Annotated in this window: 12 protein-coding genes; 3 read left to right on the forward strand and 9 right to left on the reverse strand. The window is 72.8% G+C overall.

Going from position 1 to position 15,251, the window contains the following annotated elements; translation table 11 throughout:
* Window positions 1–35: 35 nt before the first annotated feature.
* The 4 genes from ACFVX6_RS38485 to ACFVX6_RS38500 form a co-directional block, all read right to left on the reverse strand.
* Window positions 36–236 (reverse strand): hypothetical protein, encoded by a 201-nt coding sequence (locus tag ACFVX6_RS38485; protein ID WP_389699242.1) that lies wholly within the window; start codon window positions 234–236, stop codon window positions 36–38.
* A 426-nt stretch (window positions 237–662) separates the two neighbouring features.
* Window positions 663–1,580, reverse strand: a complete 918-nt coding sequence (locus ACFVX6_RS38490; protein WP_243340317.1) for a MurR/RpiR family transcriptional regulator — start codon at window positions 1,578–1,580, stop codon at window positions 663–665.
* A gap of 143 nt (window positions 1,581–1,723) precedes the next feature.
* On the reverse strand, window positions 1,724–3,025 hold the full coding sequence (locus ACFVX6_RS38495; protein WP_389699252.1) for a M14 family zinc carboxypeptidase: 1,302 nt from the start codon (window positions 3,023–3,025) through the stop codon (window positions 1,724–1,726).
* Between the two features lie 175 nt (window positions 3,026–3,200).
* On the reverse strand, window positions 3,201–5,120 hold the full coding sequence (locus ACFVX6_RS38500; protein ID WP_389699243.1) for a HelD family protein: 1,920 nt from the start codon (window positions 5,118–5,120) through the stop codon (window positions 3,201–3,203).
* A gap of 6 nt (window positions 5,121–5,126) precedes the next feature.
* On the opposite strand from ACFVX6_RS38500, the gene ACFVX6_RS38505 reads away from it, so the two are divergent.
* Window positions 5,127–5,474 carry a hypothetical protein gene (locus tag ACFVX6_RS38505; RefSeq protein WP_389699244.1) on the forward strand — a complete coding sequence of 116 codons (348 nt, stop codon included), beginning with the start codon at window positions 5,127–5,129 and terminating at the stop codon, window positions 5,472–5,474.
* Window positions 5,475–5,625: 151 nt separating this feature from the next.
* Here ACFVX6_RS38505 and ACFVX6_RS38510 read toward each other — a convergent pair whose 3' ends face one another.
* From ACFVX6_RS38510 to ACFVX6_RS38520, 3 genes are all read right to left on the reverse strand, one after another.
* Entirely contained in the window at window positions 5,626–6,411 is a 786-nt protein-coding gene (locus tag ACFVX6_RS38510; protein ID WP_389699245.1) for a carbonic anhydrase, read from the reverse strand.
* Window positions 6,412–6,621: 210 nt separating this feature from the next.
* Entirely contained in the window at window positions 6,622–7,677 is a 1,056-nt protein-coding gene (locus ACFVX6_RS38515) for a hypothetical protein (RefSeq protein ID WP_389699246.1), read from the reverse strand.
* A 5-nt stretch (window positions 7,678–7,682) separates the two neighbouring features.
* Entirely contained in the window at window positions 7,683–11,267 is a 3,585-nt protein-coding gene (locus ACFVX6_RS38520) for a DNA polymerase III subunit alpha (RefSeq protein WP_389699247.1), read from the reverse strand.
* A 236-nt stretch (window positions 11,268–11,503) separates the two neighbouring features.
* Here ACFVX6_RS38520 and ACFVX6_RS38525 point away from each other — a divergent pair, with 236 nt between their 5' ends.
* Together ACFVX6_RS38525 and ACFVX6_RS38530 are read left to right on the forward strand one after the other, a co-directional pair.
* Window positions 11,504–12,601 carry a hypothetical protein gene (locus tag ACFVX6_RS38525; protein WP_389699248.1) on the forward strand — a complete coding sequence of 366 codons (1,098 nt, stop codon included), beginning with the start codon at window positions 11,504–11,506 and terminating at the stop codon, window positions 12,599–12,601.
* Between the two features lie 197 nt (window positions 12,602–12,798).
* The gene (locus ACFVX6_RS38530) at window positions 12,799–14,484 is read left to right on the forward strand and encodes a hypothetical protein (RefSeq protein WP_389699249.1); all 1,686 of its coding nucleotides are present in this window, start codon (window positions 12,799–12,801) and stop codon (window positions 14,482–14,484) included.
* Between the two features lie 46 nt (window positions 14,485–14,530).
* Here ACFVX6_RS38530 and ACFVX6_RS38535 read toward each other — a convergent pair whose 3' ends face one another.
* Window positions 14,531–14,656 carry an alpha/beta fold hydrolase gene (locus ACFVX6_RS38535; protein WP_389699250.1) on the reverse strand — a complete coding sequence of 42 codons (126 nt, stop codon included), beginning with the start codon at window positions 14,654–14,656 and terminating at the stop codon, window positions 14,531–14,533.
* Between the two features lie 64 nt (window positions 14,657–14,720).
* The gene (locus tag ACFVX6_RS38540; RefSeq protein WP_389699251.1) at window positions 14,721–15,119 is read right to left on the reverse strand and encodes a YdeI/OmpD-associated family protein; all 399 of its coding nucleotides are present in this window, start codon (window positions 15,117–15,119) and stop codon (window positions 14,721–14,723) included.
* Between the last annotated feature and the right edge of the window lie 132 nt (window positions 15,120–15,251).

Raw genomic sequence — 15,251 nt, forward strand, 5'->3', positions numbered from 1 at the left:
GAGCGCCGGACGGCCGGGGACCCGTGAGTCCGTGCTCAGTTGTTGGAGCCCACCGTGTTGTTGAGGCCCGCGTTGAACACGTCGTCGGCGGCGAACTGCAGCCAGTCGCCGAAGACGATGGTGTACGACTTCTCGGACGGGGCGTTGACGGTCACATCGGCAGCGGCGGCGGAGGCACCGCCGAGGACGATGAGACCGGCGGCGACGACGGAGAGCGCGGAGCGGACGGAACGCATGGATCCACCTTTCGAGGGGGGCTGTGGGCACCCTCGAACCTAAAGAGGCTCCGCCCGTCTGTCCCGTCACACCGCCGGGCGGGGCCGAGAGCAAGCCGATCGGCCGAACGTCCCGAACGCCGGTGGAGAAAGTACTGGGCGGCCTCGGCCCAGGGGTTGGCCGAGGCCGCAGAGGCGCTGCGGGATCCGAAAGCCGGACGGGGCACCTGGCGTCACGTGAGGAGGAGAAACGTCACGTCGGGTGTCGGTTCTAGGACGGTGTGGGGACACCTTCCTTGGCATCTTGACGGATGACCGCGCCGCCATCAGTAAACATATATACCGCCGAGTAAGCAAGAGTATGAAAATATTCATGTGCGAGGGTGGTGTGAATATGGCACCTCATGCCATTTCGTAGCCCTTGTTCGGAGCCCTTGTTCGCAGCCCTCAGAGGAAGAAGCCGTGCTGGTCCGCGGCCTGCTCGTAGCTTTCGAGCCGGGCCTGCGTCCGCTCGGGGTCCGCGTCCGCCATCGCCTGGAGCAGCGCCGCGGACAGGACGCCCGGCGCCGCGTACGAGTCGAAGACCAGCCGCGAACCGGTACCGGCCGTCAGCGCCACATCGGCCTCGTCCACCAGCGGTCCCAGCGTGCGGTCCGTGATCAGCGCGATCCGCAGCCCCGCCCCGCGGGCCACCCTCAGCGCCGCAAGGGTCTCCTTGGCGTGCCGGGGCATCGCGAAGGCCAGGACCCAGCTGCCGCCCGCCGCCCGGGCCTGCAGCAGCGCGTCGGAGGCGACGCTGCCGCCACCGGTGACCAGGCGCACGTCGGGGTGGATCCGGCGGGCCGCGTACGCGAAGTACTCCGCCAGCGAGACGGAGATCCGCAGTCCGAGGACCGTCAGCGGCACCGACCGGGCCAGCTCGCGTCCGATGTCGAGCACCTGGTCCGTGTCGGCCAGCAGCTGGCGGACGGTGCGCAGGTTCTCGATCTCGGCGTCGACGGCCGCCTGCAGTTCGTTGCGCCGGGTCTGTTCGGGGCTGTCCGGGGCGCCGGCCACCGCACTGAGCGCGATCGGCTGGAGCACGTCGCGCAGGGCCGGATACCCGCTGAACCCGAGGGCCGAGGCGAAGCGGGTCACGGAGGGCTGGCTCACGCCGGCCCGCTCCGCGAGCTCGGTGATCGAGAGGAACGCCGCCTCGGTGAGGTGGTCGACGAGGTACTGGGCGATCCGGCGCTGTCCCGGTGAGAGCGGGTGCCCGTCGAAAAGGGCCCGAACCCGGTCGGCCGGGGCCCGCTCGTGGTCGACCGCCTGCCCGCTCGGCGTGATCGCTGCCGCCTGTGCGCGCGCCTGCTGCCCCGATGACACCGGCGGTCCTCCCTTTCGTGCCGCTCCGTGATCCCAACATAGCTCACGGCATCCGGCTGACCAGCGCGCTTCCCCCCGCAGAGGGCGGCGGGGAGGCCGCCGGCGTGCGCGGATGGGCGGCATCGACCTTCACTGACGGAGCGTCAGCAATTCTTCACGGGCTGCCCTGTTGTGAGCCGGTGTGCGGCCCGGCCGTCGAGGAGGAGCACCACGAGGGCCTGCAGGGGCTGGCTCAGCGGGACGAACGCACCGCCGTCGGCGGCGGGTACGGCCCGTACGCCGTGCAGGAGCAGGCGGTCGCCGGTCCCGGCGTACTGGGCCGGGGTGAGCCGGTAGCCGCAGGGCGGGTCGGCGAGGACCTCGGCGCCGGTCGCGGGGGCGTTGTCCGCGCCGGCCAGCGGGACCGGCCCCAGCGCGCTCCCCGCCACGCGGCGGGCCGCGTCCGAGGCCGCTGCGAGGGGGCCCGTACGCGTGGAGACGTAGTCGAACAGGCCGCGCAGGGCCGCACGTTGGGAGCCGACCCGGCGGCGGTGGTTGAGGGACGCGTCGGCCCTCTCCGCCTCACCGGCCGCGCCCGCGGGTGCTTCGATGCGGCTTTCGATCAGCAGGGCGACCGCGTGCTTCACGCCCGCCGTGTTGCGCAGGATCCGCTCCTGGCCGTCGCCCGCGGACTGCCCGACCGGGGCGCCGGTCACGGGGTCGGTTCGGATGCCGTAGGTCCCGGTGGAGTGGCCGGCCTCGTGGGCGGCCTCGCGCACGTACGCGGCGGACAGGAGGCGGGACTCCGCGTACACCGCCGGGTCGGTGTTGAGGTTGCGCGGCCAGAGGTCGAAGAGGTCCTTGTCGTAGGTCCCCGGCGTCGACCGGTACTCGTGCAGGTCGTACACGAGGTGCGGCCGGTGGTCGCGCAGCACGGCGGCCATCGCCCGCGCCTCGGGCGAGGCCAGGGCCATGTGGTCGCGGTTGATGTCGGTGCCCCCGGCGTTGGAGCGGGTACCTGCCGCCCGCCCGTCCGGGTTGGCCGTCGGGACCACGAGCAGGGTGATGGTCTCCAGGAGGCGCCGGGCCGCCGCGTCCCGGGCGTGGGCGAGGTCCCGTACGGTGCTCAGGCACGCCTCGCGGCCCGCAGGTTCGTCCCCGTGCTGGCTGCACACCAGCAGGACGGTGAGCGGGCCCCTGCCCAGGCTCACCAGCCGCAGCGGGCGGCCCCGCACGGTCGTGCCGACGGTCCGGACGGTCGTCCGGACGGTGGCGCGCTCCCCGTGCCGGCCGACCGCGTGGAGCAGGTCCCGCTCCTGGGACTCCGTGGTCCATTGCGCCCCGTACGTGGCCTCGAAGCCGGTGCGGGGCGCACCTTCGGCCGCACGCACCGGGCCGGGGGCCAGGGCCGTCACGAGCACGGCCGTCAGGGTCGCGGCGAGCGCGGACAGACCGCGCGCCGTCATCTTCTCGATCACTCCCCGGTTCTAGCGGGACTCGGACCCCGGCGGCAGGGATCCGCTCCCGAACTCACCCGGGTGGCCGGGCGAGTTCCTCCCGTACGGGACACCGCGCATCTGGCGTTGCACCGGCGGCCGGGTGTGATCGTGGTGCCCGGCCCGTGGATCCCGGCCCGTCTGCCTACGGCTGTTCGGCCAGCCCCTCCGGGAGTCGGCCGGTGTGCAGCACCCCGAGGGCCTGGGTCGCGCGCGTCAGGGCGACGTAGAGGTCGCTGGGCTCGTGGTCCGCCGGTTCCACGACGATCACCGTGTCGAACTCCAGGCCCTTGGCCTGCCGCGGTGCGAGCAGGACCACCGGGCGGGTGAGGTCGGGCTCCTCCCCCGCCCGCACGCCGGGCAGCCCGGCCGCCAGCGCCTCGTGCAGCGGGCGCGGGGCGATCACCGCGAGGCGGCCCTCGGCCGGCGCGCCCTCCCGTACCGCGTCGGCCACCGCCGCGGCCAGGTCGTCGGTCCGCGCCACCCACGGCCGCCGCCCCGTGGAACGGACCGAGCTGGGCGGCTCGAAGCCCGGGTGGCGGGCCCGGAGCACGGCTGCCGCCAGCTCCATGATCTCGGCGGGCGTGCGGTAGTTGACGGCGAGGCGCACGAGCTCCCAGCGGTCTTCCACGTAGGGCGCCAGGATCTGCCGCCAGGAACCGCATCCGGCCTCGTCGCCGGTCTGGGCCGGGTCGCCCACCAGCGTCATGGAACGGGTCGGGCAGCGCCGCATGAGCAGGCGCCAGGCCATGGCGGACAGCTCCTGCGCCTCGTCCACGATGACGTGCCCGAAGGCCCAGGTACGGTCGGCGGCGGCCCGTTCGGCCGCGCTGCGGTGGTCGGCCTCCTCCTGCCGCTCCGCCATCCGCTCGGCGTCGATGATGTCGTGGGCCGCGAGGAACTCGTTCTCCGTGTCCTCGAACTCGTACGACTCCGACCCGGCCGACAGGTCCAGGACGCCCTGTGCGTACGCGACGCGTTCGAGGCGCTCGCGCTCCTCGGCGGCGCGCCGCGCGGTGTCGTCGACTCCGAGCAGCTCGGCGGCCTCGTCGAGCAGCGGGACGTCGGCCGGGGTCCAGTCCGCCTCGCCCGTCGTCGTACGCCGGATCAGCGCGGCCTCCCGCTCGGGGAGGTACGTGGGCTCGGCGAGGTAGTCGGCGATCAGCTGCCGGGGCGTGAGCGGGGGCCACAGCGTGTCGATGGCCGCGTGCACGTCGGCGCTGGTCGCGATCTCCTTGCCCAGCTGGGCGATGTCGTCGGGGCCGAGCAGGTTGGGGCCGCCGTAGGGGTCGGCGCCGAGCCGGTCGGCGAGCTGTTCGGTCAGCGCGTCGATGATCCGGAAGGCGAAGTACGGGCGTGCCAGGTTGTGCGGCAGTCCGGTGGCGCGGGCCCGATCGCGCGCCTCGTGGGCCATGGTCCGGTCGAGCAGCAGCGTCCCGTAGTCGTCGTGGTCGATCTCCAGGGCCGGTTCGGGGACCACGTCGGCGTCCTCGCCGCTGCCCGCGGGCACGGTCTCCGGCAGCGCCTGCCGGTCGCTCACGACGCGGGCGAGGATCCCCGCCATCTCCGCGCGCCCCTTGACGGCGGCGGCGCCGGGACGGTCGGCGGCGGTGGCGCGCACGCCGGGGAACAGCTCGCCCGGGGTGGCGAGCAGGACCCCGGTCTCGCCGAGGGCCGGCAGGACCTGGCCGATGTAGCCGAGGAAGGCGGGGTTCGGCCCGACGATCAGCACGCCGCGCTTGGCGAGCAGCTCGCGGTGGGCGTAGAGCAGGTAGGCGGCACGGTGCAGGGCCACGGCGGTCTTGCCGGTGCCCGGGCCGCCCTCCACCACGAGGATGCCGCGGTGGGTGGAGCGGATGATGCGGTCCTGCTCGGCCTGGATGGTCTGCACGATGTCGTGCATCCGGCCGGTCCGGGCGGCGTCGAGCGCGGAGAGCAGCACGGCGTCCGCGTCGGCCCCCTCGTGACCGGTGCGTTCGGTGTCGGCGAGGTCGAGGATCTCGTCGTGCAGGGCGGTGACCTCGCGGCCCCGGGTGGTGATGTGGCGGCGTCGGCGCAGCCCCATGGGGGAATGGCCGGTCGCGAGATAGAACGGGCGTGCGACATCGGCCCGCCAATCGAGTACGAGTGGGGTGCGTTCCCCGTCGTCCTGCCTGATTCCGATGCGGCCGATGTGGTGGTCCGAGCCGTCGGAGAACTCCAGCCGGCCGAAACACAGGCCGCTTTCGCCCGAGTTCAGAGCGGAAAGCAGACCGGACTGTTCAGCGACCACGATGTCCCGCTCCAGCCGGGCCTGGAACCCGCTGCCGGCCTCGCCGAGTGCACCTTGCACGGCTCGTTCGGCCTGCTCCCGCAGGTCGTCGAGGCGTGCATAGAGATCCGTGATGAATTGCTGTTCATTCCGGAATTCTTCGGTTGACAATTCCACTCCTGACGCGGTACGGTGTCCCCATAAGCTTTTTCACGTCTCGGTCCCGCCGTGATGTGAAACATCAAATATACGCAGACAAACACCCCGGCCGTCAATCGGTCCGGGGTGTTTTTGCGTGGTGCCGATATGTGAGCGGTATTTACTCGGTGCGCGGCATCTCGGTGCGCGGCGTCTCTGTGCGCAGCATCCGTACCTTCTGGTCGACCAGGTCGTAGCGTGCGACTGCTACGGCGAGCCGGCCGGTGGCTATCCTGCGGGCCAGGTCCGGCTCCGCCGCCAGCAGGCCCCGGGTCCGGCGCGCGTGGGCGTCGATGGTGGCGGCGACCCGGGCCTCGCCGTGCTGGCCGTGGTCGATGGAAGGCCGGATCTGCTCCGCCAGGTACTGGATGTGTGCGGGCAGCCGGGTACCCGTCTCATCGGCGTGCACAGCGGCGCCGACGGCTCCGCACGACTGGTGGGCGAGGACCAGAACCAGGGGGACGTCGAGCTCCAGGACCCCGTACGCGATGCTGCCGAGCACCGCCTCGTCCAGCACCTCGCCCGCCGCGCGCACGGTCAGCAGATCGCCGAGCCCCTGGTCGAAGACGAGCTCCGGCGGCACCCGGGAGTCGACGCAGCCCAGCACGATCGCGAACGGATGCTGCTCCCGCGCCACTTGGAGACGTACGGAACGCGACTCGTGCGGGTGCTGCTGGCGGTACGCCGCCCAGCGCCGGTTGCCGGACGCCAGGCGGCGCAGCGCCTCCTCCGGACTCCGGGGGCGGGCCCCGTCCACGGCTTCGGAGGAGGCCTCGGAGGCGGAGGCCGGGAAAACGGAACCGAGTCCGAGGACGGACCCGGCGGTCGCGGTGCCGGCCAGGGCGGTGCGCAGGAGGACGCGACGGCTGGGCGAACTGGCGGAAGGCGTCTGCGTGTTCGAGGACATTCGGGGACGTTAACCCCGCACCGGTCCGCCGCGGCCGCTCCCGGAGGGAAATGGCGGGTTCCTCCCCGAGCCCGGCTCGATCGGGACGACGAAGTTGTACGGAATGCCTGCCGGCCCCGATGCCGACCGGCACTTTGCTCCAAACCCGGCAGTACTGTTCGGCTTCCGCTTCGGCGTGGAGGTGGGGGGAGGGAGCCTGCGGGCGCGGGGCTACGGCTTGCGGGCGGCGAGGGTTGCCGGTTTGACCGCGTCGGGGCCGTAGCGGGCCCGGGCCCGGTCGGCGGCCGCCTCGACGGCGAGGGCCCGTTCGTCGGCCGGGTCGAAGCTGAGCTGGCGCAAGGCCTCGGAGGCGGGGCGCAGGGCTTCGGCACGGAGGTCGAGGGAGCGTACGCGGGCCCGTTGGAGGCCGAGGAGACCGTAGAGCTCGTAGGCGGCGCCGGCGAGGGGGCCGGTGTGGTGGGTGGGTTCGGGCAGGGTGCGGGTACGGGTGGTCGTGGTGCGGTCGGCGTAGCGGACGGTGAGGGTGAGGCCGGCGGCCACCTGCTCCTCGTCGCGGAGCCGGGCGCCGAGCCGGTGGGCGAGGTCGAGGAGGGCTCGGCGGTGCCGGTCCGTGTCGAGGCAGTCGGCCTCGAAGGGGTGGTGGGTGGTCAGGGACTTGGGGACGGGGCGGGCCTCGACCGGGCGGAGGTCCTCGCCCTGGGCGTGGGCGTGCAGGGCCCTGCCGGTGGCCGAGCCGAAGATCCTGGTCAGGGTGGGCAGGGGTGCGTCGGCGAGGTCTCCGATCGTGTGCAGCCCGTACGCGGCCAGGGTGGCGGCGGTGGCCGGGCCGACTCCGTAGAGCGCTGCGACGGGTCGGGGGCGCAGCCAGGCGGTGACCTCCCCCTCGGTGAGGACGGTGGTGGCGCCGAGGGGGGTGAGGGCGGCCGTCATCGTGGCGAGCATGCGGTTGGGTGCGATCGCACAGGTCGTCCGCACGCCGTGCAGTCCGACGGTCCGCATCCGCAGGACGGCCGCCAGGGCCTCGGCGTCGCGCTGCCAGTAGCGCAGGGCTCCGGTGATGTCGAGGTGGGCGGCGTCGGGCGGGAGCGGCTGGACACGGGGGGTGATGTCGGCCGCCATGTCGAGGAGTTGGGTGTACAGTCCGGCGGCTGTGGCGGGGCCCGGGACGGCGCCGGAGCCGGTACCCGTACCGGGATCCGTACCCGGGTCCGCGCCGGGGGCGGCCCCGTAGGGGAAGTGGAACTGGGCGTGGAGGATCTGCTGCATGGCGATCACCCCGCCGAGCCGGGGCTGGTGTAGCCGAGGGACTTGAGGTCGGCGGCGCGGGTGCCCGCGGGCTGGAGGTCCGCGTACGGGTGCAGGCGGGCTCCGCTGGTGCCGTTGGCCAGGGTGCGCGGCCGGGCGGCGCCCTGGGCGGGCGTGGGCGCCGGATCGGCGCGGCCGAGCAGGGCGAGTGCGGCTTCGGGGCCCTGGTCGCGGCGGGCGGCCGCGATCTCCTCGAGGTTCCAGACCATCTGGCCGACCACGGTGCGGCGCGGCCCACGGGCCTCGACAGTGCCGCGGACCAGGAGCAGACCGGAGTGGAAGACCGTGTGGGCGCAGGCCTCGTGGCTGTCTTCGAAGAACGCGATGTCGACGAGGCCCCGGCCGTCTTCCAGGGTCACGAAGATGACCCTCTTGCCCGAAGGGATCGGCGGTGTCTGCGTCGAGGCGCGGACTCCGGCGACCAGGACCCGCTGCCCGGGGCGCATCGCGCTCAGGTGGGCGGAGTCGACGGCGCCGATCTCGCGGAGCAGCCGGTGGTGGTGCTCCATCAGGTGCTGGGAGACGTCGATGGACAGGACCTCGATCTCGGCGTTGAGGGCTTCGCGGCTGGTCATCTCCGGCAGTCCCGACGGTGCGGCGGTGACGAGTGCGCCGCCGAGGGCGAGTTGCCCATCGACCGCGCGCCCCCGGGTGTGACGGTGGAGCTCGGAGACCTGGAGGAGGAGGTCGCGGCGGGTGAGGCGGCCGCGCAGGGCGTCGAGGGCGCCGATCCGGATCAGGCGCTCGGCGGTCGGGAGCGCAGGACGGGCCCGCTCCCAGAAGTCCTGCAGCGAGGTGTAGGGCCGGCCGGCGGCGATGCGGGCCACTTCCTCGGCGCCGGTTCCCTTCACCGTCGACAGCGAAAGCCGTACCGCCCAGGCACCGTCCGCCGTCCGCTCGACGCGGTGGTCGGGCGCGGAGCGGTTGATGTCCACGGGGAGCACGGGCACGCCGTGGCGACGGGCGTCGGAGACGATCACCCGGGCCGGCCACATCCCGGGGTCGTGCTCCAGCAGCCCGGCGTAGAGGGCTGCGGGATGGTGGGCCTTGAGCCAGGCCGACTGGAGGGCGGGCACGGCGAAGGCGACGGCGTGCGCGCGGCAGAACCCGTACGCGCCGAACGCGGCGACGATCTCCCACACCTCGTCGAGCACCTCCCGGCCGTAGCCGCGGGCGCCCGCCCGCTGCCGGAACCACGCCTCCACCCGGGGCAGCCGGTCGGGGCCCGCGAGGGCGCGGCGCGCGATCTCGCCGAGCGCCCGGTCGCAGCCGGTCATCACCGCGAAGATGTCGATGATCTGCTCGTGCCAGATGGTCACGCCGTAGGTGTCGGCGAGTACGGGCTCCAGATCGGGGTGCGGGTAGCGGGGCGCGGCGCCGTGGCGGGCGGCGATGTAGAGGGCGGGCATGCCGCCCTTGACCGGCCCGGGCCGGAACAGGCTGATGTCGGCGATGACGTCCTGGACCCCGCGCGGCTGGAGGCGGCCGACGAGGTCCTGCTGCCCGGGGCTCTCCAGCTGGAACATGCCCACGGTCCGGGCCTGCCTGATGAGCTCGAACGCGTCGGGGTCGTCCAGCCGGACGTGGTCGGGGTTGTCGAGGTCGAGCTGGCGGCCGGTGGTGCGGCGGATCTCGGCGACGGCGTGCGCCATCGCCGACTGCATCCGTACGCCGAGCACGTCGAGCTTCACGAGCCCGAGGTCTTCCACGTCCTCCTTGTCCGCCTGGACCATCGGGTACCGCCCGCCCGGGGTGGGCTGCACCGGGAGCCGGTCCAGGAGGGCGGCGTCGGAGAGGATCACTCCGCACGGGTGCATGGCGTAGCCGCGCGGCAGGGCGTCCAGGCCCTCGGCCAGCTCCCACAGCGGGCCGTACGAGGCGGCCTCGGCGGCGAGTTCCTTGAGCTCGGGGAGCTCGGCGAGGGCGCCGCGGATGTCGCAGGCCCGGATGTGCGGGAAGGATTTCGCGATCGTGTCGACGGTCTGCGGGGGCAGGCCGAGGGCGAGGCCCGTATCGCGCAGGGCGTGGCGGGCCCGGTAGGTCTCCGGCATCGCGGCGACGGCCACCCGCTCGGTGCCGAACCGCTCGATGATCCGGTCGTAGACCTCCAGCCGGCGGGCCGACTCCACGTCGAGGTCGATGTCGGGGAGCGAGCGGCGGCGGACACTGAGGAAGCGTTCGAAGAGCAGATGGTGTTCGAGGGGGTTGGCCGTGGCGATGAAGAGGGCGTGGTTGACCATGCTCCCGGCGCCGGAGCCGCGGGCGGCGACCCTGATGCCCATGGCCCGGATGTCCGTGACGACCTGGGCGACCGCCAGGAAGTAGGACTCGAACCCCAGCTTCCCGATCACGCCGAGCTCGTACTCCAGCCGCCGGACCGCCTGAGGGTCGCGGTCCAGGCCGCGCGCGAACATCCCTTCCGCGCAGCGCCGGCGCAACAGGGCCACTGCCTCGTCCGGTCCGGGTCCGGAGCCCACCGATTCCGGCTCGGGGAAGCTGGGCCGCGCGGGGGCCGGGCCGATGCCGATGCCGAGGTCGGCCACCGGGTCGACGGTGCACAGCTCCGCCGTACGCACGGTCTCCGCGAGCAGCTCCGCCGCCCGGGCCGGATCCGAGGCGGCGCCCGAGCCGGTGGCCGGGCCGGTGGCCGCGGCGATCCGCTCGGCGGCGTACGCCATCGCGTCCGGCCCCTTCAGCCAGCGCTCGCCGCAGTCCAGCCGGCGGCGGTCGATGGGGCGCAGCAGCCGGGCGGAATCCAGTACGTCGGCGATGCGGTGCTGGGCGGGGTCTGCGTAGCGGACGGCGTTGGTGAGGACCGCCGGAACGCCGAGCCGGTCGGCCAGCCCCAGCGTACGGGCGGCCAGGCGCAGCGAGCCCGGCCCGGTGCCGGGGAGCCCGTACCAGAGCGCCTCCAGGCGCAGCCCAGGGCCCGCGATCTCCCGCCACGGGGCGAGGAGCCGCTCGGCCAGGTCGGGCCGGCCGGCCGCGAGGGCGCGCACGGGCTCGGACATGGGGCCGAGCATGACCACCAGCCCCTGGTCGGCGTAGCGCTCCAGCACGGGCCAGGACACGACGGACGGGGCGGGGGCTGGGGCGGGGACGGCTTGGGCTGCGGCAGCGCGAACGGCATCGGCGGGGGCGGCCACATGAGCGGTGCCTGCATGAGCGGTGCCTGCATGAGCGGCGGAGACCAGGCGGCACAGCCGGGCCCATCCGTCCGCGTCCCGCGCGAGGAGGGTGACCCGCAGAGCCGGCTCGACGACGTACGCACCACCCCGCGCGGGCGTCCGAGACCGTGCCCCGCCGGGGGCGGCCCGGCCGCCGAATCCGGCGGCGGGGGCGACGGCGACGTCGACCCCGAAAACCGGACGGACCCCCGCCCCAGCCGCCGCCTTCGCGAAGCGGACCACCCCCGCGACGGTGTCGCGATCGGTGAGCGCGAGCGTCCCGACACCTCGCTCGGCGGCCCGTTTAACCAGGTCAGAGGGGTGAGAGGCGCCGTACCGGGCCGAGTAGCCACTCGCGGCATGAAGGTGCACACCGATGCCCATGGGCCACCTCCGATCGCCGGACCACCCCTTTCCAGCCACCCTGACCAGATACAACCACCGTATCGAACATAATTCGAACAGCGCGACTTCTCGGAACACCCCCAGCACCTTCGGCGGCCGTTGCGACCGAGAGTTTTGGTTGGCGGGTACCGAGCACTTGTGTCGCTGGCCAGGGCCGGCCGAGAGTCTGCGGCCAGCAGTACATCCCGGCTCCGTCGTCGGAACGTGGGCGGGGCATGATTTCCGCTGTGCATGAGGATGAGAACAAGGGCGGGTACGCGCGGTACACGCTGACCGGGACGGAGGACGGCCGAGTCTGGGGCGTCTGCGCCGAGGCGGAGGGACTGTTCGGGGAATCCCAGCGCGGGACGTACGAGCTGTTCGGTTGGGCTCCGGAGGAATCCGGCGTACCCGCTTGGGTCGGCAGCCGGGTGTGGCTAGTGCCGGATGACGAGGTACTCGACGAGTGGCTGCTGGAGGACGCGGAGAGTTTGGGGCAGCTCCCCGGGACGAACAGTCTGTTGCTCACCGGCCTGGACGACTACGAAGGCCCGCCCGAGGGGTACAGGGGGCACGTTCGCGTGCACGACGGGCACCGCTGGCTGGGATCCTGCCGGGAATTCGCCCGCGTCCTGCCGCCCGAGCAGGTGCAGCCTTCCCTTGTCCTGCGGGGGCTCGCGCCGAGTGACCAGCTGAGGGTGGCGCTGATGAAGGACACCCGGCGAGGGCTGGATCTGGAGGAAGCCGCTCTGGAGATGCGGGACAGCCAAGGTGAGCTGCTTACTGATCGGCTGCTTTGGGCCACGGTCAGCGACTGGCGCCCGTCCTCCCGCGGGGCGGGCCTGATCGACCTGGAGCTCGACGGGGGCCGCTTCACACCCGTTCCCGAATACGCCCGGCCCATCTGGGAGCGGTGGATCGCTGGGCAGCCGGACGCCGTGAACGGTTGGGCCAGCCTCGATACCCGCCGCCGCCGGGCCTGGCATGACCTCGTCCGAGAGCGGGCCTGCCGACGATCCCACCGTGACCGGCCAGCCGGTCACGCCTACGAACTCGATGGCCGGCACATCACGGACGAACCAGCCCTCTACCTGGCGCTCGGCGAGGCGGTCAACGGGCCGGGTGGCTACTTCGGCGGCTGTCTCGCTGCCCTCGACGACTGCCTAGGCGGCACCTTCGGCTACACCGCCCCCGCCACCCTGCTCTGGCGAGACGCCTCGATCGCACGCGAGCACCTGTCCCATAACTTGACGCCGGACGGCCAGCCCTACGACCTGTTCACCGCAGTCGTTGAGCTCCTGGCCGAGGGCGGCATGGACGTCACTCTGGCATGAGCTGCCCACTCCGGCGCCCTTTAGGCACTCTCCGTGTCAAGGGCGAGCACCGGCACCCGGCGACGGCCGAGCCCGCCCGGAGAGGCTTCGGAGGGACCGGCTGCACGACCCGGACCTGCGCACAGGTAATCTGATCAAGACTTTTTGCAATGGCGAACATGTTCAGATTTGGGGGGCCGGTGTTCCGTCACCGTGTCATGATCTCCGCCGCCGTCGTCGCGGCGGCCGTCGGCTTCGTACCCGTCACCGCCCAGGCCGCGCCGTCGGCCGGCGCCGCCTCCGCGGCGCCCACGCCGACGCCCGCTCCGGCGCCCGCGCCGGCCGCGAAGGGCCCGGCGGACGGGACCGCCGCCGCGAAGGAAGCGGCCGGGAAGGCCGCCGCGCAGGAGATAGCGGCGAAGACCGCGGCCGCCAAGGCCAGGGCCTCGGCCGCGGCCGGCCCGGCGGCGCGCGCCCAGCAGAGCGCGTACTTCGACGTGTCGATGGGCACGTCCACCTCAGGCGCGCTCTCCGCCGGGCTGGCCACCGGCGTCAGCACCGACCTGACGTACGGCCTCGTCCGGTACGACATCGACTGGGGCGACGGCATCGTCAACACGGAGTTCAACCTCGTCGACGAGCTCGTGTACGCCGATCACACCTACGCCCACGCCGGCGCCCACACGATCACGATCAAGGCGACCGGCCCGGGCGACGAGACCGCCGTCACCACCAAGAAGGTGGTGGTGGAGGGCTCCGAGTTCACCCCGCACGCCCCCACCCGGCTGCTGGACACCCGTGACGGCACCGGTACCGGGACCCCCGGCGGCCGCTCCGTCGGAGCCAACGGCACGACCCGCGTGAAGATCGCCGGCAGCGGTTCCATCCCGGACGGGGTGACGGCCGTGGCCCTCAACATCACGGTGACCAACGCCGCGACGGCCGGGCACGTCATCGCGTACGCCTCCGGCACGAAGCGGCCGGAGACCTCGAACGTCAACTTCGTGAAGGGCCAGACCGTACCGAACCTGGCGATCGTGCCGGTCGGCAAGGACGGGTACGTGGAGCTGGCCAACCGCAGCCTGGGCTCGGTGGACCTGATCGCCGACGTGACGGGCTACTTCAGCCGGACCGCCGCCGCCGGCTACACCTCCGTGGAGCCGACCCGGCTCGTCGACACCCGCGTGGGGCTGGGTGCGTCCAGGGTCGCGGCCGCCGGCCAGAAGACCTTCGGCGTCCAGGTCGCCGGAGCGGTCGGGCTGCCGGCCACCGGCGTGACGGCCGTGTCCCTCAACGTCACCGTGACCAACCCGGGTGAGGCCGGCCACCTGACCGTCTTCCCCGGCGGCGGGCAGGCTCCGTCCACCTCCAGCGTGAACTTCACCGCCGGGCAGACCGTCGCCAACGCGGTGATCGTCCCGGTCGGACCGGACGGCAGGATCAGCATCCGCAACGGCTCCTGGAACCGGACCGACGTGATCGTGGACGTCACCGGCTACTACGGCGCCGACGGCGAGGCCGCCTACCTGCCGGCGAAGCCCGAGCGCCTGCACGACACCCGGACCTACGGCTGGCCCCTCGCGGCCCTGAGCTACCACGAAGAGATCCAGTGGGGGGCGAACGGGCTCGAAGCCCTCGTCCTGAACACCACGGTGACCAACACGAAGAGCGCCGGTCACCTCACGGTGGCCCCCGACCCGAACACCAAGGACGACTACCTCAACGGCACGGTGGAGCGCCCGACCCCGCCGGACACCTCCGTCCTGAACTGGACGAAGGACACGACCGTCGCGAACCTGGTCCAGGCGGACACCGGCAACAACGACATCGTCGACTTCTGGAACCGCGGCTGGGAGCCGACCGACCTGATCATCGACCTGTTCGGCACGTACAGCAGGAAGTGACCCGTACCGCCCCGTACCGACCCGTCATGAGAGCCCGGTCACGGCCCTACCCGCGCAGGAAGGCCTCCACTTCGGTGGCCAGGGCGACCGGGCTCTCGTGCGGCGGGTAGTGGCCGGCGCCGGGCAGTGAGCGGATGCGGCAGTTCGAGTACGAGACACCGACTGGCTGCAAGAGGCGGAACTCGCCGCACGCCAACCGGCTTCGAACGCCTGACGCCTGCACGTGCCTTCGGGGGTCAGCCCCGCAGGGTGGCGAGGGCCTTCTCGATACGGCGTTGGCGCGTTTCGGGCTTCTTCGCGCTCTCGATGGCGCGCACGTGCTCGCGCTTGCGGCTGTGCGTCAGGTTGTCGTAGGCGGCGCGGGCGGCCGGGTCTTCGTCCAGGGCCTGGGTGAAGTCCGCAGGCTCGACGACGACGCGCGGCTCGGTGTCGAGCTCCAGCTCGACCTCGATCTCCTCGCCGATCTCAACATCCGCGGCCCGCCGGTTGGCATGGCTGAGGCCGATCAAGTGGCGGCCGCGCAGGAGGGCGATCCGGCTCTTCCAGGAATGCTCGTTGATCGTGATCGTCACCGGCGGCCGCGAGCCCTCGCCGAGCGCTGCCACCACCTCGGGCGGAACTTCCAGGCCCCGCATGGGCTCAGGTGGTTCAACGATGGACCGAAACTTCAAGGTCTTCCTTCTCCTGTTCGTCCTGCCGGTTCACCGCGGGCTCCGCCCGCCCGGCTCCGATCGCCGCTCTCGCTTCCCGCACCCGTCTCCCAGCCG

The sequence above is a fragment of the Streptomyces sp. NPDC058289 genome (assembly GCF_042880975.1).
GTDB lineage: Bacteria > Actinomycetota > Actinomycetes > Streptomycetales > Streptomycetaceae > Streptomyces > Streptomyces stoeckheimensis.

What these genes read in the sequence shown, in the direction of transcription:
- ACFVX6_RS38485 (WP_389699242.1), bottom strand. Translation starts at nt 236, where the DNA reads ATGCGTTCCGTCCGCTCCGCGCTCTCCGTCGTCGCCGCCGGTCTCATC.
- ACFVX6_RS38495 (WP_389699252.1), bottom strand. Translation starts at nt 3,025, where the DNA reads ATGACGGCGCGCGGTCTGTCCGCGCTCGCCGCGACCCTGACGGCCGTG.
- ACFVX6_RS38500 (WP_389699243.1), bottom strand. Translation starts at nt 5,120, where the DNA reads ATGGGGCTGCGCCGACGCCGCCACATCACCACCCGGGGCCGCGAGGTC.
- ACFVX6_RS38505 (WP_389699244.1), top strand. Translation starts at nt 5,127, where the DNA reads ATGGCCGGTCGCGAGATAGAACGGGCGTGCGACATCGGCCCGCCAATC.
- ACFVX6_RS38510 (WP_389699245.1), bottom strand. Translation starts at nt 6,411, where the DNA reads ATGTCCTCGAACACGCAGACGCCTTCCGCCAGTTCGCCCAGCCGTCGC.
- ACFVX6_RS38515 (WP_389699246.1), bottom strand. Translation starts at nt 7,677, where the DNA reads ATGCAGCAGATCCTCCACGCCCAGTTCCACTTCCCCTACGGGGCCGCC.
- ACFVX6_RS38520 (WP_389699247.1), bottom strand. Translation starts at nt 11,267, where the DNA reads ATGGGCATCGGTGTGCACCTTCATGCCGCGAGTGGCTACTCGGCCCGG.
- ACFVX6_RS38525 (WP_389699248.1), top strand. Translation starts at nt 11,504, where the DNA reads ATGATTTCCGCTGTGCATGAGGATGAGAACAAGGGCGGGTACGCGCGG.
- ACFVX6_RS38530 (WP_389699249.1), top strand. Translation starts at nt 12,799, where the DNA reads ATGATCTCCGCCGCCGTCGTCGCGGCGGCCGTCGGCTTCGTACCCGTC.
- ACFVX6_RS38540 (WP_389699251.1), bottom strand. Translation starts at nt 15,119, where the DNA reads ATGCGGGGCCTGGAAGTTCCGCCCGAGGTGGTGGCAGCGCTCGGCGAG.